General features: G+C 59.9%; 25 protein-coding genes. 10 read left to right on the top strand and 15 right to left on the bottom strand.

What is annotated here, in order from left to right; translation table 11 throughout:
- Positions 1–13: 13 nt before the first annotated feature.
- The 3 genes from ACK3CV_RS15955 to ACK3CV_RS15945 form a co-directional block, all read right to left on the bottom strand.
- Positions 14–1,021, bottom strand: coding sequence for an NAD(P)H-quinone oxidoreductase (locus ACK3CV_RS15955; protein ID WP_033647848.1), 1,008 nt, complete (start codon positions 1,019–1,021; stop codon positions 14–16).
- A 153-nt stretch (positions 1,022–1,174) separates the two neighbouring features.
- Complete coding sequence (locus ACK3CV_RS15950) at positions 1,175–1,384, bottom strand: hypothetical protein (RefSeq protein ID WP_033647847.1); 210 nt, start codon at positions 1,382–1,384, stop codon at positions 1,175–1,177.
- A 510-nt stretch (positions 1,385–1,894) separates the two neighbouring features.
- Entirely contained in the window at positions 1,895–2,269 is a 375-nt protein-coding gene (locus ACK3CV_RS15945; RefSeq protein WP_039565400.1) for a hypothetical protein, read from the bottom strand.
- A 376-nt stretch (positions 2,270–2,645) separates the two neighbouring features.
- Between ACK3CV_RS15945 and cspE the strand changes: the two genes are divergently transcribed.
- Together cspE and dsrB are read left to right on the top strand one after the other, a co-directional pair.
- The gene (gene cspE / locus ACK3CV_RS15940; protein ID WP_004935122.1) at positions 2,646–2,858 is read left to right on the top strand and encodes a transcription antiterminator/RNA stability regulator CspE; all 213 of its coding nucleotides are present in this window, start codon (positions 2,646–2,648) and stop codon (positions 2,856–2,858) included.
- Positions 2,859–3,176: 318 nt separating this feature from the next.
- Positions 3,177–3,377: a protein DsrB gene (gene dsrB, locus ACK3CV_RS15935; protein WP_164037643.1), complete on the top strand. Its 201-nt coding sequence runs from the start codon at positions 3,177–3,179 to the stop codon at positions 3,375–3,377.
- A gap of 218 nt (positions 3,378–3,595) precedes the next feature.
- On the opposite strand, the gene rcsA is transcribed toward dsrB, so the two are convergent.
- Complete coding sequence (gene rcsA / locus ACK3CV_RS15930; RefSeq protein ID WP_033635078.1) at positions 3,596–4,225, bottom strand: transcriptional regulator RcsA; 630 nt, start codon at positions 4,223–4,225, stop codon at positions 3,596–3,598.
- Positions 4,226–5,021: 796 nt separating this feature from the next.
- On the opposite strand from rcsA, the gene ACK3CV_RS15925 reads away from it, so the two are divergent.
- Positions 5,022–5,663, top strand: coding sequence for a GNAT family N-acetyltransferase (locus ACK3CV_RS15925; protein ID WP_164037845.1), 642 nt, complete (start codon positions 5,022–5,024; stop codon positions 5,661–5,663).
- A gap of 13 nt (positions 5,664–5,676) precedes the next feature.
- Here ACK3CV_RS15925 and ACK3CV_RS15920 read toward each other — a convergent pair whose 3' ends face one another.
- Positions 5,677–7,092, bottom strand: a complete 1,416-nt coding sequence (locus ACK3CV_RS15920; RefSeq protein WP_164037640.1) for a pyridoxal phosphate-dependent decarboxylase family protein — start codon at positions 7,090–7,092, stop codon at positions 5,677–5,679.
- Between the two features lie 101 nt (positions 7,093–7,193).
- Here ACK3CV_RS15920 and ACK3CV_RS15915 point away from each other — a divergent pair, with 101 nt between their 5' ends.
- Positions 7,194–8,012, top strand: a complete 819-nt coding sequence (locus ACK3CV_RS15915) for a LysR substrate-binding domain-containing protein (RefSeq protein WP_489009874.1) — start codon at positions 7,194–7,196, stop codon at positions 8,010–8,012.
- On the opposite strand, the gene ACK3CV_RS15910 is transcribed toward ACK3CV_RS15915, so the two are convergent.
- The 3 genes from ACK3CV_RS15910 to ACK3CV_RS15900 all read right to left on the bottom strand — a co-directional run bounded on the left by ACK3CV_RS15910 (position 8,009) and on the right by ACK3CV_RS15900 (position 12,026).
- Complete coding sequence (locus ACK3CV_RS15910) at positions 8,009–9,394, bottom strand: CoA transferase (protein ID WP_060421619.1); 1,386 nt, start codon at positions 9,392–9,394, stop codon at positions 8,009–8,011. The two genes, ACK3CV_RS15915 and ACK3CV_RS15910, sit on opposite strands and share 4 nt — an antisense overlap.
- Positions 9,395–9,455: 61 nt before the next feature.
- Entirely contained in the window at positions 9,456–11,639 is a 2,184-nt protein-coding gene (locus ACK3CV_RS15905) for a glycoside hydrolase (RefSeq protein ID WP_164140893.1), read from the bottom strand.
- Between the two features lie 162 nt (positions 11,640–11,801).
- A complete protein-coding gene (locus ACK3CV_RS15900; protein ID WP_164037637.1) occupies positions 11,802–12,026 on the bottom strand; it encodes a hypothetical protein in 225 nt (74 codons plus the stop codon).
- Between the two features lie 113 nt (positions 12,027–12,139).
- Here ACK3CV_RS15900 and ACK3CV_RS15895 point away from each other — a divergent pair, with 113 nt between their 5' ends.
- Together ACK3CV_RS15895 and mgtA are read left to right on the top strand one after the other, a co-directional pair.
- Positions 12,140–12,838 carry an MgtC family protein gene (locus ACK3CV_RS15895; protein WP_025303346.1) on the top strand — a complete coding sequence of 233 codons (699 nt, stop codon included), beginning with the start codon at positions 12,140–12,142 and terminating at the stop codon, positions 12,836–12,838.
- Positions 12,839–13,080: 242 nt separating this feature from the next.
- A complete protein-coding gene (gene mgtA / locus ACK3CV_RS15890; RefSeq protein ID WP_086580068.1) occupies positions 13,081–15,780 on the top strand; it encodes a magnesium-translocating P-type ATPase in 2,700 nt (899 codons plus the stop codon).
- A gap of 48 nt (positions 15,781–15,828) precedes the next feature.
- Here mgtA and ACK3CV_RS15885 read toward each other — a convergent pair whose 3' ends face one another.
- From ACK3CV_RS15885 to ACK3CV_RS15870, 4 genes are all read right to left on the bottom strand, one after another.
- The gene (locus ACK3CV_RS15885) at positions 15,829–16,602 is read right to left on the bottom strand and encodes a DUF3307 domain-containing protein (RefSeq protein WP_164037633.1); all 774 of its coding nucleotides are present in this window, start codon (positions 16,600–16,602) and stop codon (positions 15,829–15,831) included.
- Positions 16,603–16,604: 2 nt separating this feature from the next.
- Complete coding sequence (locus tag ACK3CV_RS15880) at positions 16,605–17,201, bottom strand: hypothetical protein (protein ID WP_033635069.1); 597 nt, start codon at positions 17,199–17,201, stop codon at positions 16,605–16,607.
- A gap of 210 nt (positions 17,202–17,411) precedes the next feature.
- Positions 17,412–17,591, bottom strand: a complete 180-nt coding sequence (locus ACK3CV_RS15875) for a hypothetical protein (protein WP_004935085.1) — start codon at positions 17,589–17,591, stop codon at positions 17,412–17,414.
- 95 nt (positions 17,592–17,686) lie between these two features.
- Positions 17,687–18,796 carry a YbdK family carboxylate-amine ligase gene (locus tag ACK3CV_RS15870; RefSeq protein WP_033635068.1) on the bottom strand — a complete coding sequence of 370 codons (1,110 nt, stop codon included), beginning with the start codon at positions 18,794–18,796 and terminating at the stop codon, positions 17,687–17,689.
- 150 nt (positions 18,797–18,946) lie between these two features.
- Between ACK3CV_RS15870 and ACK3CV_RS15865 the strand changes: the two genes are divergently transcribed.
- The 3 genes from ACK3CV_RS15865 to arsC all read left to right on the top strand — a co-directional run bounded on the left by ACK3CV_RS15865 (position 18,947) and on the right by arsC (position 21,080).
- Positions 18,947–19,273, top strand: coding sequence for a metalloregulator ArsR/SmtB family transcription factor (locus tag ACK3CV_RS15865; RefSeq protein WP_033635067.1), 327 nt, complete (start codon positions 18,947–18,949; stop codon positions 19,271–19,273).
- A 71-nt stretch (positions 19,274–19,344) separates the two neighbouring features.
- The gene (locus ACK3CV_RS15860) at positions 19,345–20,628 is read left to right on the top strand and encodes an arsenic transporter (protein WP_048321743.1); all 1,284 of its coding nucleotides are present in this window, start codon (positions 19,345–19,347) and stop codon (positions 20,626–20,628) included.
- 20 nt (positions 20,629–20,648) lie between these two features.
- Positions 20,649–21,080 carry a glutaredoxin-dependent arsenate reductase gene (arsC, locus tag ACK3CV_RS15855; RefSeq protein ID WP_048321742.1) on the top strand — a complete coding sequence of 144 codons (432 nt, stop codon included), beginning with the start codon at positions 20,649–20,651 and terminating at the stop codon, positions 21,078–21,080.
- Between the two features lie 27 nt (positions 21,081–21,107).
- Here arsC and ACK3CV_RS15850 read toward each other — a convergent pair whose 3' ends face one another.
- The 3 genes from ACK3CV_RS15850 to fdhD are packed head-to-tail and all read right to left on the bottom strand — an operon-like array spanning position 21,108 to position 23,923.
- A complete protein-coding gene (locus tag ACK3CV_RS15850; RefSeq protein ID WP_033635063.1) occupies positions 21,108–22,070 on the bottom strand; it encodes a Dyp-type peroxidase in 963 nt (320 codons plus the stop codon).
- Between the two features lie 34 nt (positions 22,071–22,104).
- Positions 22,105–23,022, bottom strand: coding sequence for a bestrophin family protein (locus ACK3CV_RS15845; protein ID WP_033635062.1), 918 nt, complete (start codon positions 23,020–23,022; stop codon positions 22,105–22,107).
- Positions 23,023–23,080: 58 nt separating this feature from the next.
- Positions 23,081–23,923: a formate dehydrogenase accessory sulfurtransferase FdhD gene (gene fdhD / locus ACK3CV_RS15840; protein WP_033635061.1), complete on the bottom strand. Its 843-nt coding sequence runs from the start codon at positions 23,921–23,923 to the stop codon at positions 23,081–23,083.
- Positions 23,924–24,229: 306 nt separating this feature from the next.
- Between fdhD and ACK3CV_RS15835 the strand changes: the two genes are divergently transcribed.
- On the top strand, positions 24,230–24,421 hold a 192-nt coding region (locus tag ACK3CV_RS15835), incomplete at its 3' end, for a S24/S26 family peptidase (protein ID WP_489009873.1).

Below are 24,421 nucleotides of genomic sequence, written 5' to 3'. Positions count from 1 at the left end.
GCGGGGAATGAGGTCAGAACGTCAGCATGATCTTGCCGATGTGCTCGCTGGACTCCATCAGCGCATGCGCGGCGGCGGCCTGCTCAAGCGGGAAGGTTTTAAAAATTTGCGGCTTCAGCACGCCGCGCTCCAGCAGCGGCCACACCTTCTCGCGCAGCTCGGCGGCGATCTGCGCTTTGTCCGCCACGCTGCGCGAACGCAGCGTCGAACCGGTATGGGTCAGGCGTTTCAACAGCAGCGGCATCAGATTGAGCTCTTTCACCACGCCGTTTTGCGTGCCGATTTGCACGATGCGGCCTTCCATCGCCGCGGCCTGATAGTTTTTGGCTACATAATCGCCGGCGATCAGGTCGACGATAACGTCGGCGCCTTTACCGTTGGTGGCGTCTTTGGTGCGTGCGACAAAGTCTTCGCTGCGGTAATTAATCGCCACGTCGGCGCCCAGCGCCAGGCTGGCCTGACGTTTCTCTTCGGAGCCGACGGTGGTGATCACCTGAGCGCAGAAGGCCTTCGCCAGCATGGTGGCGACAGTGCCGATGCCGGAGGTGCCGCCATGGATCAACACGGTCTCGCCGGCCTTGAGGTGGCCGCGCTGGAACACGTTGACCCAGACGGTAAAGAAGGTTTCCGGCAGCGCGGCGGCCTCGGTCAGGCTCAGGCCCGCCGGAACGGGCAGCGCATTGCTTTCATGCACGGTGCAGTATTCGGCATAGCCGCCGCCGGCGATGAGGGCGCAAACCCGATCGCCGGGTGCGAAGCGGGTCACGCCTTCCCCAGTGGCCACCACTTCGCCGGCAATTTCCAGGCCGGGGATATCCGAGGCGCCGGGCGGCGGCGCATAGTTCCCCTGGCGCTGCAGCACGTCGGGGCGGTTAACGCCGGCGGCGGCGATTTTCACCAGAAGTTGGCCCGCTTGCGGAACCGGCACCGGGCGTTCAGCGACGACCAGAACCTCGGGGGCGCCCGGCTGGCTGATTTCAATCGCTTTCATCGTGCCGGGCAGCGCTGCATTTGTTGACATGGTCACTCTCCTCATCGTGGTGGACGTGGCTATCGGGCGAAACGTCCGCAATAAAGTCTGCTGCTAGCTTAGCGAAATCGAATGAGGCGCGCGTGGTCGAATAGAGCGGTTTTGCGAGGAAGGGGCGAAGCCGCCGCGATGGGCGGCAGGGCATCAATCGTTAGGGGGGATGCGGAACCCTTTCAACGAGACGATGAAGTGGTCTTTTCCTTTGGAGATCTTGGCGCCTTTATCGCACCACAGGCTGGCAAGCTGGAAGAAGTCGTCGCTGCCGATATCGTAGGCCAGTTCGATTTTCTTGGCGGTGCCGGCGCGGATGAGTTTTTCTGCTTCCTGATGGTTTGCAGCTTTAATTATGGTCATGGGCGAAATCCTTGGTGTTAAGCCAGAGCGGATAAACGCGAATTATCATATGGCCATAGTGTGACAATTTTGTGATGAAAGCATGACAGCCCGCGAAGGCGCGGCGTGCGTTGTGCCGGGCCTTCGCGGTGAAAGCGCGTTGCCGGTTACCGATCGTACGGGCGGATGAGTGTGCTTTTTTTCTGAGATTTTAAATGTTTATAGAGGGCGAAGCCCGCAATGCCGGCCAAGACGGCCAGGAGGGCAAGGGATCCTGTGGCCATGAACGTTACCTCCGAATAAGAATGGCAAGGAGGCGTATTTGTGACATTGATCACTCTGCGGGGCAATGAGAGCAATCTGTAATCGGGAAGACGCTGTGAGGGCGAGGCAAAAAAAAAGCGCCTATAGGGAGGCGCATAAAGATTTGCAACACAGCTTGTTGTGTTCAACACCAGGAGGAGTGGTGAACTGACGCTATTCTATGCAGCGGCAAAGGCGGCTGATATAGGTATTACTCCGAAAGCGCCGCTACCACTCATAGCCCAACTGAATGTTGTAATCGGGATCCTGATTGGTGGAATAAGGATCGGACTGGCGGCGGCGATCGGTTTTCTTCACCGGGCCTTCATACGCGGGATAAGGTTTGGCGCGTGGTTTGCTGCAGCCTGGATGATCGCACTCGATATCGACGCGAAAACCGCTTTTATCTCTCGCCTCTGCCCAGGCAATCGGCGGTTTTTCCGCTTTGGGGGCCGGCCCCGGCTCCGGCGCAGTTTTGGGGGCGGGGGTGATGCTGGGTTCAGGCGGATGATAATTCAGCTCCAGCGCGCCCAACGGGGCGCTGCAAGCGGCAAAGGCCAGCAGAATGGCACTGGCGGCCGGCAATGTAAGCCATCTCGGCATGGTGACTCTCCCTGAATGATTTCGTCAGGCAACTATAAAACAGCAGAACGAGAATTACTATCATTTGCCTTGGGCGTTACGGGCGAGCCAGGCGGCGATTCCATCGGCAGACGGGGTCAAATCCTGTGCGTTTAGCCGAGATTAGCGTCTCGTCACGGCGAAAAAGGTTGCTATTGCCGCTCGCTCATGAGTTAATGATGTCGGCCTGTGGTACAGACCTATTTATGCACGACATTTTGAGTAAAGTAGTTCAAATTTAAAGCGTTATCCCGGATAGCCCTTCTCTGACGAATTTCCTTTCCAGTGCCTCCATAAGTAACTGATGACCGGCTACCTCGCCCATGGCGGCTTACATTTATTATTGAAGGAATTAGACATGTCTAACATGATCAAAGGTCAAGTGAAGTGGTTCAACGAAGCTAAAGGTTTTGGTTTCATCACCCCAGCAGACGGCAGCAAAGACGTATTCGTACACTTCTCTGCTATCCAGGATCAAGGCTTCAAGACCCTGGCTGAAGGCCAGAACGTACAGTTCTCTATCGAGAACGGTGCGAAAGGTCCATCTGCGGCTAACGTTACCGCTATCTAATTGGCGCCTGGCGCTGATTGAAAAAAACCCGCTGCGGCGGGTTTTTTTGTGTCTGAAATTCGGCGGTGCGAAAAAAAGCCCGCAAGTCTGCGGGCAAAAGTTCCTTGTTACTTCTTCATTTGCGAGCGCTTCTCTGGGGGGGAAACGCCTGAAGACAGGCTACGCGAGGCCGGCTTAAGATTCTGCGGCCAAACCGTTAAGAAAGTGAAAATCCAGGCGGCTGCTACGCTGATAGCAGAGGCTGGCAGGGCTAGGGCGGTGTCCATCGCCCTCGGTTTTGTAATACACTGACGGCAATCGCAAATAATGGGGAATGGTATGCAGGTTAACGATCGAGTGACGGTAAAAACAGACGGCGGCCCGCGGCGTGAAGGCATCATTTTGGCCATAGAGGTGTTCAACGAAGGCACCATGTATCTGGTTTCTCTTGACGACTACCCGGCGGGCGTATGGTTTTTTAATGAAATCGACAGCCGTGACGGCACGTTTGTGGAGCCCTATCGCGAGCATGGGCAGTAACTTCGGCTAATCTCATTAATTTGCTAATGAAATTGTCCGTTTTGAGATTATTTCATAGCGGTAAGATTCTTTTTATCGATGACAAAAAAATACCCGTTGCGCTAGCGGGGGATAACGCAGCAGGTATTCTTTTTAGGGCGCCAGCGTCTGATATCCAGATGATATTATCACCGGGTATTTAACGGCTGGCAAAACAGAGTGGGGGCCTTCTCTGTGGTTTAACGGCTATTGACAAATATTCCACTGGTCAAGGTATCGGTCAGACGAACAACGTGGTAAATGATCTGCTTGTTATGCGTCTTTATTTTCCGCTTGATGTTTCCTTTGTGGGAAGAGACCGTTTTGGCCTTTATTTGCATCTGGTCTGATATCTGGATGGTGCCTTGACCGGACATCCACATGCGTAACATGTTCGATTCGGTCTGGCTCAGCGTTACCGGCGTTTGATCCAGAGAGGATTTCTCCGCCCGTAGGGACGTTCTCTCGAGATAGTGACTAAGTAGCTGATTCATAGTCTCTGGTTTGATGGATTTTGACGATATGATGACGTTCTTGCGAACATATAAATAATCGTCGAAATGTACGTTGGTAATGGCCATGAAGATGAAGAATAACGTATCCGGGTGCAGTGAAATCACCCGTTTTATTCGCTCGGTGGCGTTCGCTTCGTGGATGAAGCAGTCCTCGTTAATAAACACCAGGCTGGGATTCAACTTGCTGCATTTTTCGTGCAGGCTGTCAATGTCCTCGATGGCATTAATATGGCGTTTCTTCACGCCATGCGAAGTCAGATAGTCGGTTAATCCCAATCTGGTATAGCTACATGAATCCATGATGATCGTTGGCATATCGCACCCCCACTTAAATCCGTTTTACTGCGGTAATATGAGAAAAAGCCTAAAAAGCCGAAAGGCAAAATGGAGCAATAATTCAGTGTAGCGAGTGTTCTATCAATAAACACGACGTCACTCAATGATATTTTCATACTAAACTTATTAATTGCATGAATCTATAAGTTTGGCTTAAGTCAGAGCGATCTGCTGTTCGTCCAGCTTCGGCATGTTGAGCCTGATTTGCGCTTGGCGCCCGAGCCTGTCTGCATTGCTTGCCGTGAATCTGTTCATCATGTCACGAAACAAAATTTTAGTTTGCTAGGAAAAGTCTTAAAAAAAATTCATGTGTCGTTTTTTTGAGGTCTTTCAGTGCGTTTTTTGAGCGGTGAAAAAACACTCGCCCTGAGTGCTTTGGATTTTTACATATAAAAATCATTATTTTGCGGTGTTTTTTGCTTTTCGCGCAAATGATAAGCACGCCTTTTTTTATCATAACAACAAACAGAAGTTAACATTCTGGCTGGAATGTGTAGCTTAATTGTTGCTATAAATCACCGTTTTACAATGAGTTATCTGGATATTTATTTCACATGAAATAGTTTTCGTGAATGTTTAACGGTGATTGAGTGATTTTTCTAAACTATCATCCTGCTGCCCGATCCCCGGGGAGGAATGGCAGGTCGGAGTTGTCTCTGGCCCGCGTTGGTTTTAACTTGCCTCTCCACCTTTCAAAAAACAGGATGCCGCGGTGAGACGGAATCAGTATGGGCAGCCGATAGGTGAAGCCCTCCCTCATTGGCAGCCGGCAGGCATGCCCGGCCACACGCCACTGCAAGGGCGGTTTTGCCGCCTGGAACCGCTTAACCTCGAGCGATGGGGGGATGCGCTTTATCAGGCTTATCAAACCGCCGAGGACGATCGCGACTGGACCTATCTGTTTTGGGAACGCCCGCAGTCGCGCGCAGATTTCCAGCGTTATCTCCAGGCGCAGGCGTCCAGCGCAGACAGAAACACGATGGTGGTGATCGATCGGGCGAACGGGCGCGCGGTAGGAACCTGCGCTTTTTTGCGCATCGATCCCGCCAACGGCGTGGCCGAACTGGGCACCATTAACTGGTCGCCGCTGATGAAGCGCAGTGCGCTGGGCAGCGAGGCGATCTTCCTGATGCTGCGGCACCTGTTCGACGATCTTGGTTACCGGCGTTGCGAATGGAAATGCGATAGCCTCAATCTGCCTTCACGCCAGGCCGCCGAGCGCCTGGGGTTCCGCTATGAAGGCACGTTCCGCCAGGCCGTCGTCGTCAAAGGACGCACGCGCGACACCGACTGGCTGTCGATCGTCGACGGAGAATGGCCGGCGCGGCGCGCGGCGTTTGCCGTCTGGCTATCGCCGGATAACATCGGCGATGACGGGCGGCAAGCACGGCAATTGCAGGCCTTCCGACGCGAGTAATGCGCCGCGTGCATTAGGCCGCTTCCGCCAGGCAATGGCGCAGCGAGTCCAGCGCCAGTCTGATGTCCTGTTCCTCCGTCATCCAGTTGACCAGCGCGGCGCGGATCCCCGGCTGATGGTGATAGCTCGTCGGGGTGCAACGAACCACGCCGTGCCGGTTAAGGCGATCGAGAAAGCGATCGCGCGCCGCTTCGCTGTCGCCCTGCGGGTGACTGAGCGCGAAACACACCACGTTCAAATTCACCGGCGCCAGCAGATGGAAGCCGTCGTCGGCCGCTAACGCCGCGCCCAGCGCCTGCGCCAATCGGACATTGCGCTCGACGATATCGCGTATGCCGCTGCGGCCATAGGCTTTCAGCGTCAGCCAAAGCGGCAGGGCGCGGAAGCGGCGCGAATTTTCCGGCGTCAGATGCAGATAGTTGTCCGGCCGCGGCGTCGGCGCTTCCAGGTAAGCCGAATGGTTCTGAAATACCTGCATCTGCAGATCCAGGTGGCGGGTAAATTGGATCGCGCTGTCATAAGGCACGTTCAGCCATTTGTGCGCATCGACGGTGATGGAATCGGCATGCTGCCAGCCCTCGAGCCTTGGGGCGTATAGCGGCGAGCAGGCCGCCACGCCGCCGAATGCCGCATCGACATGCAGCCAGAACGGATAGCGCTCCCGCAGCGCCAGCAGACGCGGCAGATCGTCGAAAGCGACGGTGTTGACCGTGCCGGCGCTGGCCAGCACCAGCGTGGGACGGCCTGCGCCGGCGGCGAGCTGTCGCTCCAGCGCCGCCATATCCATGGCTTCTGAGTCCGGCAGGCTGGCGACGGTCGTCAGCGCGTCGCGGCCGATGCCGAGCATGCTGAGCGCCTTCACGCTGCTGGAATGCGGGTTGGCCGCCAGCACCCGGACGGGGCCGAGCGCCGCCAGGCTCTGTTGGGCGATATCCACGCCGTGCTGTTGCCCCAGCCACTGCCGGCCAATGGCCAGCCCGGCGAAATTGGCCATGGTGGCGCCGCTGACCAGACTGCCGCTGAACGCTTCAGGCAGGCCCAGCAGGGATTTCAACTGCGTCACCGCGGCCAGCTCGATCGCCGCGGCGATCGTATCATGGCTGAGTTGGCTATTTTGGTCTGTCACGCTAACCAGCCAGTCTGCCGCGACCGCCGCCGGCGTGCCCCCGCCGGTGACGAAGCCAAAATAACGCGGGCCGGCGCTGGCGGAAATGCCCGCCTGATAACGTTGCCAAAAGTCATCCAGCGCCGCCAGGGCGCCTTCGCCGTTTTCCGCCAGCCGATCGTCACCGGGTTGCAGCTGCTGTTGCGCGAGCGGTGGGCAGACCGAGCGTTGCTGCAGCCCGGCCAGAAAATCTTCCGCCAACTGGCGGGTGTGATCGAGGATCTGCGGAAACTGTGCAAGATCCTGTTGTAAACGTGGGTGCATGGCGGCTCCGAAAGCGTCAGGGATGATGGGGTAAACATAGAACATTTGCCTGCGGGCCAAAATCGATGAAAAATAGCCTTTTTGGCTAGCCTGGTTAACCAATGATGAATGAACGTCTCCCGCTGCATGTCTTGCCGACCTTTGCTATCGCCGCCAGATTGGAGAATTTGCGCGCCACGGCGCAGCAGGTGCATTTGACGCATGGCGCGGTCAGTCAGCAAATTCAGCTGCTGGAGCAGGCGGTGGGCTACCCGCTGTTTGAACGGCGTGGGCGCGGTGTGCGCCTGAATGCCGCCGGGAAAGAGTTGCTGGCCGCGGCAAGCCAGACGCTGCGTATCAGCGTGCTGCCGTCTTTTGCCCATTACTGGCTGTTGCCGCGTTTGCCGGCATTTCATGCAGCCTGCGCCGATATTGCGCTGGATATCGATGCCTCGCTGGCGTTGCAGGATCTGTCGCAGCGCGGGTTCGATGCGGCGATCCGCATCGGCAGCGGCCAGTGGGCGGGGCTGCAGGCGCAGCGCATCGCGTCGGGCGACGTGCTACCGGTCGCCTCGCCGGATATGGCGCGGCAGTGGGGAACGGCATTCGAGAACGGCGGCGACGTTCCCTTGCTGGAGCACGACGTCAGCCCGTGGCGCGACTGGTTCAATGCGCAAGGGCGCTCGCTGTGCGGGCGGCAACAGGCGGTGTTCAACGATGCCGGATTATTGATTCGCGCGGCGGAGCAGGGGTTCGGCATCGCGCTGGCGAAAAAGCTGCTGGTGCAGGATGCGATCGACGCGGGGCGGCTGGTGGCGCTGGCTGCGCCCTGTCGCCTGAGCGAGGACGACGTTTATCTGGTGTGGCCGCAGACCGCCGGGCTGACGCCGGCGGTCACACGCTTGCTGCAGTGGCTGCAGCAACAGTTGGCGGCGGTTTAACGGCGCAGCCACTCCGGCTGTGAGGTGCCGAGCGTGGTCGCCGGCAACGCCCATTGCAGCGCCGTACCCTGCAGGCTTAACGGGGCGCGCAGGCGTTGCGCGGCGCCCCAGTAAGTCAGTTCCGTTTCCGGGTTCTCGTCGGCGGTTCCGGCCGGCGCCAGCGGCTCCGGCCGATAATCTGCCGAACAGGGGTGCGCCAGCAGCAGTTGCGCCGTGCGCGCCAGCGACAGCCGCGCGTGGTAGCCGGTGCCGCGGCTCAGGCGTTGCGCCATACCGGTCAGCACCGCCGCCGCCATCAAATAGCCGGTGGCGTGGTCCAGCGCCTGTACCGGCAGCGGTACCGGCAAACTGGCGCTGCGCCAAACCATGCCCGCCTCCGCCAGCCCGCAGCTCATCTGCACCAGGCTGTCGAAACCGCGCCGGGTGCGCCACGGTCCGCTCCAGCCGTAGGCATTCAGGCAGACGTCTATCAGACCCGGCGCCAGCGCGCGCCTTTCCTCCGCGCCATAGCCCAACTTCTCCAGCGCACCGGCACGGTAGCCGTGCACGATCACGTCTGCGTTCCTCAGCAGATGTTCAAACGTGTGGCGATCGTGCGCATTGGTCAGGTTGAGGCGCGCGCTGCGTTTGCCCAGCATTACCTCGTGCTCGACGCCGGGCTCATCCCAACCGTAAGGATCGATGCGCAGCACGTCGGCGCCCAAACCGGCGAGAAAACGGGTGGCGATCGGCCCGGCGAGAATGCGTGTCAGGTCCAGCACCCGCACGCCGTGCAGCGGCCGGGCGACGGGCAACGTCCAGCCCGGCGGCGGCGCTTCCGGCTGCAGCGAGGCGTGGATCAGCGGTTCGAGCGCCACGCTCTTGCCCTGAATATGTTGTCGCCACGCGGCCGCCGAGCGCATTTGAGCCGCGCAGCCGCCGGCCTCGATCACCGCTTCCTCCAGCTCGCTTTTTTTCCAGCCCAGCACGCGTTCCGCCAGCGCGCCTTTGTCCGATGCCGGGCCCAGCACCTGTTCCACCGCCCGCCGATGGTGGGGTGCATTGGTGTGCAGGCGTATCCAGCCGTCCGCCGTCGCGTAGTCGCCGGCCAGGGCGTCCCAGGCGGCAGGCAGCGTCCAACCCAGCGGACGCAGCGTCCAGCCGAACCAGAGCGAGGCCAGGCGTTGATCGATCCAGACCTGCGGCGCATCGGCTGCCTCGCGGCGAAGCAACTCGGCGCAGGCCAAACCGGCGGCGCTCCAGGCGGCGGTAGCCAATTCGGTCACGGGAAAAGCCGAAGGCAATGCGCCGGTACCGCTTACGGTTAACCGGTCGCAGGGCGCGGGGCGTTGCCCCAGGCTTTGCCAAATCTCGTCGAGCAGAGTGTGGATCAGAGGCGTCATCAGCCACTCCTTGCGGGGCGTCGGAAATATAGCCTAGCGTAGCCCATCGCCGGCGACCTTGCTAAGGCGCAACGTCGAACGTGCGGCCGTCGGCCAGTTTGGCGCGCAGGCTGTGGGCCGCTACGCCGGCGAACGGCTGCGCGCTGAAGTTGGCGGTCAGCGTCGAACCGTCGCTGAAGGTCGTCTGCTGCACCCAGCCGTCCCGATCGAGCCAGCGGAAGTCGGTCAGCGCTTTGTCCCACAGGGCCTGATGCAACGGCCGGAAGGCGGCGTCGGCGCGTTTGATCGCCGGCAGGCGGGCCGCCAGGGTGGCGCGGCTCAGATGGAACATCGGCGCGGTGTTGTACAGCTGGCTGAGCAGACTGCGGGTGGTCTGAACGTCGCTGAACTTCAGATTGTCGTAATTCCAGTGGTGGCTGCTGACGATCGCATCGTGGTAAACGGCCTGGTACAGCGGCAGGCGATAACGCGGATCGAATTCGACGGTGCGGTAGGGCTGCTTCACCTTGGCGGGGCGGAAGAAAAACGCCGGTTGAGCGTTGGGCCACCAGGCGCCGAGATAATAGGGCGAGGATTTATCCTGATTCATCTGCTTGTCGCCCCAGCCGAATCCCCAGGTTTCCATGCCGTGGGCGAACATCAGGCTGCGGGCGGTTACCGCATTGCCGTCCTCCGAGCCGAGCGGCAGCTTAAGGGTGGCGCTGAACCAGGCCAGCCGGGCGTTGCGCGCCTCGGCCATCTGCGCCGCGCCGGTCGGGTGGCCGGGCTGATAGTCGTCGGAGACCATGCCGGTGCCGTCCACGTCGAGGAACAGGCTGTTCAACCCGGCCAGTTGCACCAGCTCGCGCATGCGCCGTTGAGAATAGGGCAGGACGCAGCCCGGGTTGAGGTAGTAACCCTGTTTGCCGAAGCCGGGTTTCTTGCTGCCGTCGGCGCGCACGATGGCGCAACTTTCCCGCAGCGCCGTCGGCAGTTGCGCGGTGAGCCAGCTGTCGTTCACGCCGCGCGCAATGGCGGTATCGTAGGAGTCGTAGCTGGCGATCAGGTAGCCGGCCGCTTTGGCTGCGCCCACCGCCTGCGGGTGCAGGAAGGCAGCGGTCCAGTTATCGGTGCCTAACCACAGGCGCGGCAAGCCGGCCTGGCGCAGCGCGTCGATCACCGGTTCGGCCAGCCCTTGCCCCCAACGGTCCGCCGGGGTTAGCCAGCGCCCCAGTTCCTGTTGCGCCCGCTCCTGAACCGCAGCGGCCTGGCGCTGCTGCGCCTGCAGAAAATCGGCGTCATCCGGGGTGGCGCCCAGCGGGATTTGCGCCGTCAACGCCTGGTTGATGCCGTCGATCAGGGGCTGTTGCTGCCAGCCCTCCGGTGTTTTGCCCGCCAGCTGCAGCAGGAGCTTTCTGCTCTCGGCATCCATCTTCTGCCGCAGCCTTTCGGCGGCGGGAGAGGCGAGGTAGTGCAGCAACCCCGGCCAATCTTTGACATCTTCCGCCGCCAGCAGTTTGTCCCCCCACAGGTAGACATGGGTGGCGCCGATCAGCTTTTCGCCTTCGGGCGCCTGCTTTATCTTCTCGCGCAGGCTGCTGAACTGGCCGTTCTGTTGCAAATAGTCGCGATAGCACCGGGCGCCGGACAGCGGCGTGTCGCCGACGTGCAGCAGCACCTCGAATGCCTGTTGCTGATTAAAGCGGTTGAACTGATGCCCGGCGCGCATCTCCAGCTTTTCCTGCGCCGAGGCGAAGGTGATCCGGTTGCTGAACGGTGTCAACATCAGCCAGCTGTAGACCTTGCCCTGGTGCTGCTGGCTCCACAGCGGCAGCTTCAGATCCCAGTTGGTATCCAGCGGCGTCATTTCCGCCGTCAGGTAATGGCGCCAGACGGCGTTGTCGAGCGGAATGCGGCTGCCTTCGCCGATCGGCAACAGCAGCGTTTCTGTTTGTGGCGGCAGGCGATACCAGTTCAGAAGCTGTGGCCGGTCGCTGCTGAAGCTCAGGCGCAGATCGCCGCCTTCCAGACGGGCGCTAACCTTGACCGCGCTCTGCGGCCAGCGCCAGCTGGCGCGTTGTGGCGACGTGGTGAGATCCGTCACCTGTTGCGCGGGCTGCGCCAGATTGACCGGCACAGCGCCGGCGGCAATGCGCAGCGTGGCGGGATCGAGTTCAAACTGCGCGTCGCCTTGCTGCAGCAGCAGGGCATCGGCGGGATAGCTGACGAGCAGCGCGAGCGCGAACGGGGAAAGCCGGTGTTTCATCGGGGGCGTCCTTGAAAGATGAAGGGGAGCAGTTTACCGATAAGCGCACTGCCGCCCAACGCTGTCGCTGCCGATTTGTGACATCGAAATATCATCGCGGTATTTCAGTTTATTTTTCGTTTAATAAATTAGCCTTTACTTCATTACCCGACGTCACTATACTCAGCCAAAATTTCGGTGGAGAAACCCAATTGGACAGTTGTAGTTGTAATAAAACAAATAAGGCAAGCTGACCAATTCTCTTCTGATTTGTTGCTTGCCGTTATCGGCGGGCAGCACCCCTCTCCAGTTATTCCTGAGCTGTGCATACCCGAATATAAAAGTTTCCTGAGGCCTGATGGTTTCAGGTGAATTGAGTTGGACGTTATTATGGTATTCTGCAGCCACAGCCTTTTCCCTCCAGGCACAGTACGCTGATTCGCTGATTTATTTTCGGCGCGATTTTGCGTGTGCTAAACAGCACATGATTTTATCTCCTGAGGTTAATTAAGGGGACAGTCATGGCTATGACTCCTTTCGTTTTAAATTTATTGCTGGCGATGTGCCTGGGCGCGGTAATTGGCGCCGAGCGCCAGTGGCGCCAACGCATGGCCGGCCTGCGCACCAATGCGCTGGTGGCGACCGGCGCGGCGGTCTTTATTCTCAGCTCCATGTCCACCGATCCGGCCAGCGCCGGCCGCGTGGCTGCGCAGATCGTATCCGGTATCGGCTTCCTCGGCGCCGGGGTTATCATGCGTGAAGGGCTGAACATTCGCGGCCTCAACACCGCCGCCACGCTGTGGTGTTCGGCGGGGATCGGCGTCCTGTGCGGCCTGGGCCAGCATTGGGATGCGGTGGTCGCCACGCTGGTGATCCTGTGCGCCAATATCCTGCTGCGCGAGGCCGCCCAGCGCATCAATCTGCAGCCGCACCAGCAGGCGACCGATCTGGAACTGTGCTATCGCATTCAGGTGACCTGTGGCGAGCAGGATGAAATTCTGGTGCGTACCCTCATTCTGCAGGCGCTGAACGGCGTCGCCTTGCGGCTGCAATCTTTGCGCAGCGCCGATATTTCCAGCCCGGGGCAATTGGAAGTGTGCGCGGAAATTACCGCCACGCCGGCCGCGCAAAAAGAAATAGAAGGTATTGTCTGCCGCGTCAGCCTGGAAAAAAGTGTGAGCGCCGTTCGTTGGCGCGTTGCGTCCGAATTACCGGTCTGAGTAATGATATAAATATTTATTAACTTGATTATATGTTCGTGTTTATTCAGGTAGGCCTGAATAACGCGGGCATTAAGGAGGCGTTATGGACGATGACCCCGGAAGGGAAATGATTCTTGCGTGGCTGACAGGGTAATCACGCTATTCAGTCACGCTAATTAAAAAATTCCACTCTGCGCAGAGTCACCTGTTTATCGGGCGGGATATCCCTGTGCGCAGAACGAAAATAAGAGAATAGCGTTATGACTCAGATTAATGAAAGAACGCGTCGCCGTGATAAAGACGCGGTGACCTACGCCATTGCGGAAGAAGCGACCAACAGCATCGCCCAAACGCTGGCGAACCTGAAGTGCAACCGCAACGGTTTGACTCAGGACGACGCCGATGAGCGGCTGGAGCAGTTCGGCGCCAATCAGGTCGCCCACGACAAGGCGCCGCATGCCTTGATCCAGCTGATCAAGGCTTTCAACAACCCGTTTATCTTCGTGCTGATGGTGCTGGCTGCGATCAGTTTCTTTACCGATTATTGGCTGCCGCGCCAGAGCGGTGAAGAAACTGAACTCACCGGCGTCATTATCATTCTCATCATGGTCACGCTGAGCGGGCTGCTGCGTTTCTGGCAGGAATACCGCACCAACAAAGCGGCGGAAGCGCTGAAGTCGATGGTGCGCACCACCGCCACGGTGCTGCGCCGCAGCAGCTACAGCGCGCATCCGTTGACGCTGGAAGTGCCGATCCGCGAACTGGTGCCGGGGGACATCATTCAGCTCTCCGCCGGCGACATGGTGCCGGCCGACGTGCGCCTTATCGCCTCGCGCGATCTGTTCATCAGTCAGGCGATTTTGACCGGCGAAGCGATCCCCATCGAGAAATACGATGCCATGGGCAACGTGGCGCAGAAGTCGAGCGAAGGGGAAGTGTCCAGCGAGAACGCGCTGCTTGAGCTGTCCAATATCTGCCTGATGGGCACCAACGTCGCCAGCGGCACCGCCACGGCGGTGGTGGTGGCGACCGGCGGGCGCACCTACTTCGGCTCGCTGGCCAAGTCGATCGTCGGTTCGCGGGCGCAAACCGCGTTCGATCGCGGGGTGAACAGCGTCAGCTGGCTGCTGATTCGCTTCATGCTGGTGATGGTGCCGGTGGTGTTGCTGATCAACGGTTTCACCAAAGGTGACTGGAGCGAGGCGGCGCTGTTCGCACTGGCGGTGGCGGTCGGCCTGACGCCGGAAATGCTGCCGATGATCGTCAGCTCCAACCTGGCGAAAGGGGCGATCGCCATGTCGCGCCGCAAGGTGGTGGTGAAGCGCCTGAACGCCATTCAGAACTTCGGCGCCATGGACGTGCTCTGCACCGACAAGACCGGCACGCTGACCCAGGACCGCATCATTCTCGAGCACCATATCGACGTCAACGGCGCCAGGGATAACGAGGTGCTGCACCTGGCCTGGCTGAACAGCTTCCATCAGAGCGGCATGAAGAACCTGATGGATCAGGCGGTGATCCGCTTTGGCCGCGGCAAACCGGGGATCGAAGCCCTGGGGCGTTTCAGCAAGGTGGATGAGCTGCCGTTCGATTTCGTGCGCCGCCGCTTGTCGATCGTGGTGGCGGACGAAAATGGCAAACAGCAGCTGATCTGTAAGGGCGCGGTAGAGGAGATGCTGGAGATCGCCACTCACGTGCGTGAAGGCGACAAGACGCTGGAACTGGACGACGCGCGCCGTGCGGCGCTGCAGGCGCTGGCCCGCGAGTATAACGAAGACGGTTTCCGCGTGCTGGTGCTGGCGACGCGCGAGCTGGATGCGCAACGCCCGGCCGAGCCGCTGAGCGTGGCCGACGAGCGCGACATGGTGGTGCAAGGGTTGCTGACCTTCCTCGATCCGCCGAAGGAGAGCGCGCAGCAGGCGATCGCCGCACTGCAGGAAAACGGCGTGACGGTGAAGGTGTTGACCGGCGACAACCCGGTGATCACCTGCAAGATTTGCCGCGACGTCGGGCTGGAGCCGGGTGAACCGCTCTCCGGGTTGCAGATTGAACAGATGGATGACGAAACGCTGGCGCGCGAAGTGGAGCAGCGCACGGTCTTCACCAAGCTGACGCCGCTGCAAAAATCGCGGGTGCTGAAAATGCTGCAGGCCAACGGCCATACCGTCGGCTTCCTCGGCGACGGCATCAACGATGCGCCGGCGCTGCGCGATGCCGACGTCGGCATTTCGGTCGACACCGGCACCGACATCGCCAAGGAGTCGGCGGACATCATCCTGTTGGAAAAGAACCTGATGGTGCTGGAAGAGGGGGTGATCAAAGGGCGCGAGACCTTCGGCAATATCATCAAGTACCTGAACATGACCGCCAGCTCCAACTTCGGCAACGTGTTCTCGGTGCTGGTGGCCAGCGCCTTCATTCCGTTCCTGCCGATGCTGGCGATCCACCTGTTGATTCAAAACCTGATGTACGATATTTCCCAGCTGTCGCTGCCGTGGGACAAGATGGACAAAGAGTTCCTGCGCAAGCCGCGCAAGTGGGACTCCAAAAACATCGGGCGCTTTATGCTGTGGATTGGGCCGACTTCGTCAATCTTCGATATCACGACGTATGCGCTGATGTGGTACGTGTTCGCCGCCAACAGCGTGGAACACCAGGCGCTGTTCCAGTCCGGCTGGTTCATTGAGGGGCTGCTGTCGCAAACGCTGGTGGTACATATGCTGCGCACCCAGAAGATCCCGTTCATTCAGAGCACCGCGGCGCTGCCGGTGTTGCTGACCACCGGGTTGGTGATGGCGCTCGGCATCTACATTCCGTTCTCGCCGCTCGGCGCCCTGGTTGGCCTGCAGCCGCTGCCGTGGGAATACTTCCCGTGGTTGGCCGCTACGCTGGTCAGCTACTGCGTGGTCGCGCAGTTGATGAAGCGTTTCTACATCCGCCGCTTCGGCGAGTGGCTGTAAGCCGCTTCGGCACTCACTTCGGGGGCGAAATTCTTCGCCCCCGCTCCGCTACAGCAGTTTGTTGACCAGCAGGCCGAGCATGATGGTCAGCGTGAAGGAAAACAGCGTGCCGAGCAGCACATACTCGGTGCGCATCTTATCGTCGCTCTGGCGCAGATCGCCGAAACGGAAGATAGATTTGGCCGCCAGCAAAAAGCCAATCGCCGGGATTTGCCCCAGCAGCACAAAGGTCAGGATCAGCGTTCTCTCCAGATAGCCAATCTGTTTGCCCGCGCGCAGCAGCGAGTCGGTGTCGGCCTTGGCCGAAGGCGGCATTTGCGGCGTCCAGTGCGCCAGCAGTTGCCCGATCAGCAGGCTCATCGGCAGATAAATCAGGCTGTAGGCCACCAGCACCAGGCCGGTTTGCCAACGCCCCAGTTGCCGCCCCAGCGCGGCGAGCAGTTCACCGGCATTCGGCGTCAGCCCCAGCCACAGCAAGGCGATTACCGCCAGATGCAATCCCTGATCGAGCAGGAAACTGCGGGCCGGGCTCAGGCGGTTCATCGCGGTGACCTTCAGTAAATCGATCAGGTAGTGGCTGACGGCGATGATCAGCAGGCTGGCCAGCACCTGAAGTGAAGAAAGCCCGCCGTGCAGCAGGCCGAAACCGGCCACCACCCAGGCGGCCAGCACCCCGTGCAGCAACGCGTGCAACACCAGAAAACGTGAACGCGCGCGATGCTGGATTTTATCTTCCACCCAACTCAGCGGCTGCAGCGGAAAATCCGCCAGCAGATGGACGAGCAACAGCCAGGCCAGCAAAGGCGCATAGGTCAGATCCATAGTCAGACGATCCTGTTAATGGCGTGAATAAACCGCATGATTTCCTCGTAGGCCGCGCGTTTCAACGCGGCGGAGACCGTGGAGGCGGCTTTTTGCAGCTGATCCGCCACGGCGGCGCCGCTGTCGGCGAACATTCTCGCCTGGACGATGCGCGCTTCGGTCTGCGACAGGCGGCCAATCACATGATCTAACATCGGCAGCAGATCGCTGACAATGGCGTTTGTCCGATCGTTGTCGGTTTTCAGAGCCAGCCGGCAATTTTTCGCCATGGCGTCCAACGCGCTGCCGGAATTGATAAAGGCGCTGCCATAGCCGGCGGCGTCGGGCCGTTGGCTGCCCAGCCCGACGGCGACGCGCGCATCCCAGTGCGCGGCGCCCGTTGCCCGCAGCGCGAGGCGAATATACACCGCCAGCAGCAGCCCGTCCTCCGGGGCGGCCTGCGCCTGAAAGGCGTCGCCGCGAAAGATTTCCACCTGATGCAGCCGCCCGTCGCGCCGCAGCCGATCGAGCAGGCTGTGCAGCTCATTGAGGTAGTTGACGGTGTCTGATCGGCGGGAATCGACCAGATCGCCGCTGATTACGCTGATTGGCGTCGGCATGACATGTTCCGATGTTTATAGAAGGATGACTATAAATTCGCACCTGGATACGAATATGTCAATAATTCGCCTTTGGGGGCGAATTTATCGGATTTTCGCCTGTGAGGACGAATTGAGGCAGGGTGAGGAGGGGAATGAATGGCCGGGAATGCGCGGGCCTGCAGGCTCGCCACCGGCGGCGTAAACGGAAAGTGGCCGGCAACCGGCCGTTCAGAAGCTTTTAACCAGCACGTCACGCGGCATTTCGCTGCCGTGTTTCAGCAGGTGCTCAAACGATCGCTCGCTGCTTTTCAGCTGCTGCAAAAATTCCTGCGGCGACAGATCGTGTTTTTTGCCGCTCATGTAAGCCAGCGCCAGTTCTTTTGCCTGATAGCGGGAGAAGTTGTACATGGTGTCCTCGATACGGTGAATGTCAGTGCTCACGATTGTAGCGAAAGAGCACATAATGAACAGCGGCTTTGGCGTATGGAATCGATAGCCGAAACTTAACTTGCCGGTTGCAACAGCTCATCGCACAGGCGCTTGATCACCTGAGCCTGCGGCAGGCCGTTGTGCAACATCTGGCGGATATGCTCCGAATCGCTGATGCCCTGGCGGACATGGCGCTCGACCGCCTGTAGCACGGCCCGATCCTCCCGTCGCTCGGCGAAACCGCTCAGCGCGTCGAGAGTGTGCAGGATATGGGCGGTCAGGCTGCTGCGGCGCAGCGTCGCGGGATCGACGTATTCGGCGGCGAAACCGCTGCGATAGGCGTTGATCTTGTTGTAATTGGTGAAGGCATCGTATTCCGGCGCGATCGGCGTGCGGTGTTGCAACAGAAAATCAGCCAGCAGACGGCAGTAACCGACCAGCAGCACGGCATGCGCGAGGCGCAGCGGCGTATCGCAGATGCGGATCTCCACCGTGCCCAGCTCCGGTTTGGGCCGCGCATCCCAGTAAATATCCTTGATGCTTTCAATCACGCCGGCGGCGTTCAGCCGTTCGTAGTAGGCGTTGAATTCGCGCCAGCTGTAGATGTGTTCCAGGCATCCGTAGTTGGGGAAGGAATTCTGCGCGCTGAAACGGGAGCTGGCAAAGCGCGTATCGACGCCCTGGTACAGCGGTGACGATGCGCTGAGCGCGATCAGCTGCGGAAAGTAGGGCGTCAGCGCATGGCACAGATACATCGCTTCGTCCCCGTCGTTGACGCCGAGGTGGATGTGTTGGCCGAACACGCAGGCCAGCTTGGAAAGATAGCCAAAGCGGCTGGCCAGCTGCCTGTAGCGCGCGTTGTCGCTGATGACCTGCTTGCGCCAGTCGTTGCTCAGATGGCGGCCGCCGCCGCAGACGTCACAGCCCAGGCGCTGCGCGCTGCGCCGGACGGTATGGGTCAGGGCGCGCAGCTCGGCGTGCAGCTCATCGAGATCGCGGTGCACCGAGCTGTTCAGCTCCACCATCGATTTGGTGAGCTCATGTTTGACGCGCCGGCGGTCGCCGACCGCGCTGACCACCCGGTCGGCCCGATCCGTAAGATCGTAGTGCTTGTCATCGACCAGCTGCAGCTCTATTTCGGTGCCGATGGAGAGCCTTTCCGAACGTTTGAATGTGAGCGGCATGGTGCCTCCTTCCTGCAAGAACAGCATAAAGATAAGTATATGCCTCGGCGAGGGGGACAACGTTTTGTGTTTTATATTTGTTTTTCCGAATATGAAAATGGTATCTTCATGAGCGATTTGCGGAGACGATAAGGTTAACGGGAGTGCGACATGACGTCATTGACGCCGCTGAAGCTGTTTAAAAACCTGTCGGACGAGACGCGTCTGACGCTGGTGCTGTTGCTGCGCCACGCCGGCGAGCTGTGCGTGTGCGAGTTGTCGGGCGCATTGGCGCTGCCGCAACCCAAAATCTCAAGGCATTTGGCGATGCTGCGTGAAAGCGGGCTGTTGCTCGATCGGCGCGATGGCAAGTGGATATATTATCGCCTGTCGCCGCATATGCCGGCTTGGGCGGCGGGGATTATTGAGCAGGCTTATCAGTGTCGGCCAGAACAGATGATGGAGTTGGCGCAACGCGTAGCGAAAGGCTGCCCGTAACGGTAAAAAAAATTTGCGCAAACACATCTGAAAAATCGAATATGTAAATGTGAAGAGACGGTGAGACGGCGATGATAGTGGCAGGAGCGATCTTTATTCTGACGTTGGCCTTGGTTATCTGGCAACCGAGAGGGCTGGGCATTGGCTGGAGCGCGGCGTTCGGCGCGGGATTGGCATTACTGAGCGGCGTGGTGCACGTCGGCGATATTCCCGTGGTGTGGCAGATAGTCTGGAATGCGACCGCGACCTTTATCGCCGTCATCATCATCAGCCTGCTGCTGGATGAGAGCGGCTTCTTTGCCTGGACTGCTCTGCACGTCGCGCGCTGGGGCAACGGCAAAGGCCGATGGCTGTTTACCTACATGCTGCTGCTGGGGGCCGTGGTGGCGGCGCTGTTTGCGAACGACGGCGCCGCGTTAATCCTTACGCCGATCGTGATCGCCATGCTGTCGGCGCTCGGCTTTCGCCCTGCGGCGGTACTGGCTTTCGTGATGGCGGCGGGCTTTATCGCCGATGCCGCCAGCCTGCCGCTGGTGGTGTCCAATCTGGTGAATATCGTTTCGGCGGATTTCTTCCGGCTGGGCTTTACGGAGTATGCGGCGGTGATGGTGCCGGTCAACCTTGCCGCCGTGGCGGCGACCCTGGTGATGTTGCATCTGTTCTTTCGCAAGGATATTCCGCGGCGCTACGCGTTGACGCGTTTACCGATACCCCAAGAAGCGATTCGCGATCGTGCGACTTTCCGAGCCGGCTGGGCGGTATTGGCGCTGTTGCTGATTGGCTTCTTCGCTCTGGAGCCGCTCGGCGTGCCGGTAAGTTTGGTCGCTGCCTGCGGCGCGCTGGTTCTGCTGGCGGTGGCGAAACGTGGGCGCGCGATCGACACCGGCAAAGTGCTGCGCGGGGCACCCTGGCAGATCGTGATTTTCTCGCTGGGCATGTATCTGGTGGTCTACGGGCTGCGCAACGCCGGCTTGACCGAGCTGCTTTCCGGCGTGTTGGACGCGCTGGCGCGGCAGGGGCTGTGGGCGGCGACGCTCGGCACCGGCTTCCTGAGCGCGTTTCTCTCTTCCGTCATGAATAATATGCCGACGGTGCTGGTGGGGGCGTTGTCAATCGACGGCAGCGGCGCGGAAGGCGTCATCAAGCAGGCGATGATTTACGCCAACGTCATCGGCAGCGATCTCGGCCCCAAAATCACCCCGATCGGCAGCCTGGCCACGTTGCTGTGGCTGCATGTGTTGGCAAGGAAGAACATCGTCATTACCTGGGGCTATTATTTTCGCGTGGGGTTGGTGATGACGCTGCCGATCCTGTTCGTCACCTTGGCTGCGCTGGCGCTGCGGCTGTCCGTTTGATCCTGATAGGAGAAACCGTCATGAGCAGTATCAAGATTTATCACAACCCGGCTTGCGGCACGTCGCGCAATACGTTGGCGCTGATCCGCAACAGCGGCGTTGAGCCGGAGGTGATTTTGTATCTGGAAACACCGCCCAGCCGTGAACGGTTGATTGCGCTGCTGGCCGAAATGGGGATGACGCCACGCGCGCTGCTGCGTAAAAACGTCGAGCCTTACGCCGAGCTGAAACTGGATGAGACCGGCTGGAACGATGAGCAACTGATTGACTTCATGCTGCAACAGCCGATTTTGATCAATCGGCCCATTGTGGTGACACCGCTCGGCACGCGCCTGTGCCGGCCGTCGGAGGCGGTGTTGGATATTCTGCCGGATCCGCAGCGCGGGGCTTTCAGCAAAGAGGATGGGGAGCCGGTGATCGATGCGCAGGGCTGCAGGATAACCAAAGGTTGATCGCTGCGGCCCTGCGCCCAGGCAAAATCAGTGCAGTTCGGCGCCGCTGCGATCGGCCAGCGCTTCCAGCAGCGGGGCGGACGGCACGAAGAACAGGGTGCCGGTCACCGCGTGGCTAAAATCGAGCAGCCGATCGTAGTTGCCGGCCGGGCGGCCGATAAACATGTTTTCCAGCATCTGCTCGATCGGCTGCGGGGAGCGCGCATAGCCGATAAAGTAGGTGCCGAATTCGCGCAGGCCGGGGCGGCCGAACGGCATGTTGTCGCGCAGAATTTTCACCTCGTTGCCTTGCTCGTCGGTGATGGTGGTCAGCGAACTGTGCGATGACGACGGTTTGACCGCTTCATCCAGTTCGATGTTGGACTGCTTATGGCGGCCGATGATCTTCTCCTGCGTTTCCACGCTGAGCGAATTCCAGCCCTGCATATCGTGCAGGTATTTTTGCACCAGCACATAGCTGCCGCCGCTGAACGCCGCGTCTTCGTCGCCGATCACCGTGTAGTCGAAGGCTTCGTGCCCCTCCGGGTTCTCCGTGCCGTCGACGAAGCCGATCATGGCGCGCTGATCGAAGTAACGGAAGCCGTGCACCTCTTCGACCACCGTCACGGCATCGCCGAGCTTGCCGACCAGCTGCGAGGCCAGTTCGAAACACAGATCCATTTCATCGGCGCGGATATGCAGCAGGATGTCGCCGGGCGTGGCGACGGCGACGCGTTCCCCGCTGCCGATCGGGCTGAACGGATGCAGCTGGCGAGGGCGCGGGGCGCCAAACAGCGTATCCCAGGCTTCGGAGCCGAAGCCGCAAACGCAGGTGAGGTTGCCCGCCGGCGCGCGTTTGCCGACCGAACGCACCACGGCGGCGATGTCGCCGCACCAGGCGCGCACCGCCGCCAGATGGGCGGGAACGGGCGACAGGGTGGCGACGATGAAGATGGCATGGCGCGTTACCGGCGTGAATACGGCTTGCGGCGGATTGTTATTTGCATTCATTGCATTCGGCTCCAGTGTGTTCGGGTGAAATCGATCAGATCAAATTAAAGTGCTCGTCGGGTTTCATCGGCGGCGGCAGCGGGCTTTGGTCGTTCATTTCCAGCAGGTTGCGCTCGATGGTGTTGCAGATGGCGTTTAACGGCAGATGGTTGGCCGACACGCCGAACGGATCTTCCAGCTCTTCGGCCAGTGAGTCCCAGGATAAGAAGGTATAGGAAATGAACACCGAAACAAACGGTGTCATGTAATGCAGATCGGTCACCAGGGCAAAAGGCAACAGGCTGCAGAACAGGTAAACGGTGCGCTGCAGGATCAGGGTATAGGCGAACGGCACCGGCGTGCTGGCGAGCCGTTCACAGCCGCCGAGGGCGTGGGACAGCTCGCTCAGCTTGTTGTCGAGCAGCTCGAAGGTGATGTCGCTCAGCAGCCCCCGTCGGCGCAGCTTGCCGATCTCCTGGCCCAGCATCAGCAGGATGCGGTTGGTCGGCATCGGGCTGGCGATCACTTCGGCCAGCTCTTTGCTGCTGAGGTTGTGGTACAGATCGGCGGTCGGATCGGTGGCGCGCAGCTGATGCTTCAGGCTCCAGCTGAAGGCGATCAGCAGCTTGGCGACCTTCTGGTGCACCGCCGGTTCGTCCGGCAGCAGGCTTTTGATCTGGCGCAGCAGGGAGCGCTCGGTAATCAGCAGCGAGCCCCACAGGTTGCGCGCTTCGACAAAGCGGCTGTAGCCGGCGTTATTGCGAAAGCCGAGAAAAATCGCGATGGCGATGCCCAGCAGGCTGAACGGCGCGATGGTCAAATGCACGCCGAGCTGTTCGTACCATTGATAGCTGATCACCGCCACTATCGACATCAGCACGTTCAGCGACAGGCGAAAGGTGATCTTTGACAGCACGGAACCGTGCCAGGCGAACAGGCGAAAAAACCAGTTCTGGTTCGGGCGAATTATCATGACGTGGGTGCTTCCTGGTGTCCTGCTATTGAGAATAGTCGATTCTTATCCGGCGGCGTTAGGCCACCGTCGTCGATTGCCAGAGCCGCTGCGGGTGCGTATAGACGGTGGCGCGCCCTGGCTTGCTGAAGCCCACCAGCGTCAGGTTGCTGCGCTCGGCCACCTCGACCGCCAGGCGGGTGGCGGCGGAAACGGCGAACAGGATCTCGACGCCGCACATGGCGGATTTTTGCACCATTTCATAGCTGGCGCGGCTCGACACCAGCGCCGCCCCTTGCAGCCACGCCTGTTGGCTGCGGTAGCCCAGCAGCTTGTCGAGCGCCACGTGGCGGCCGACGTCTTCACACCCGCCGCTGAGCGCGCCATCCGGCTGGATCCAGGCCGCCGCGTGGGTGCAGCCGGTCAGTTTTCCCACCGTTTGCACCTCCTGCAGCTGCGCCAACGCCCGGTCGAGCAGGGCCAAATCGAAGCGCTGCGTGAAGGGCAGCGGCGCGATGGGCTGGGCGACCTCCTGCAGTTGTTCCACCCCGCAGACACCGCAGCCGGTGCGGCCGGCCAGGCTGCGGCGCTTCTCTTTCAGCTGCATAAAACGGCGGCTCGAGAGTTCCACATGCACTTCAATGCCGTTGCAGGCCGGTTGCTGGCGGATGTCGTAGATATCGTCGGGGGAGGCGATGATGCCTTCGGACAGCGAAAAACCGATGGCGAAGGCCGCCAGATCTTTCGGCGTCGCCATCATCACCACGTGGGAAATGCCGTTGTACACCAGGGCGACCGGCACTTCTTCCGCCAGCCAATCCTGTTGCGCCTGGGCCAGATCGTTGCGCTGCCAGACCGCGTGGCGCGACAGGCATTCCTGTTTGATATCGTCGGTTTCTGCGAGGAGCAGGTGCTTGTTCATAACGTTCTCGTGACCGTCGGTGACGAGGCGCCGACGGGGATGAATTCTTATTAGCAGGTGTGGGGATTATACAGGATTCTGATCCCGCTCGCGCAGGGAATGACGTCTGCCGGCGCCCCCTGCAGGTTATCCACAGTTTTAGTGGATAACGTGTGTGCAAGGGGCGGTGAAACGCTTAGCAGGCGTAAAAAAAAATCGCTCAGAAAATTATTATATTACGCGGCAAAGCGCGATCTGCAGGGGGATTGGAGGTTGCACGCGTTCGCGTTTTGTTTATGCCTTACTGTATAAATATACAGTTTGGTTATGATTATGCTGAGCAATTCAAGGTTGTATGCTTTTTCACCAGCTGAACCCCTGACGTTACCGCTGTTTGCCGATCGCGTGGCCTGCGGCTTTCCTTCCCCGGCGCAGGACTATGTCGAGAGCAGGCTGGATATCGGCAAGCTGCTGGTGCGGCACCCCAACGCCACCTACTTCGTGCGCGCCAGCGGCGAG

Source organism: Serratia sp. TSO36, assembly GCF_057808395.1.
Note: the sequence above shows the minus strand (reverse complement) of the source record. Positions and strands in the feature narration are given on the sequence as shown.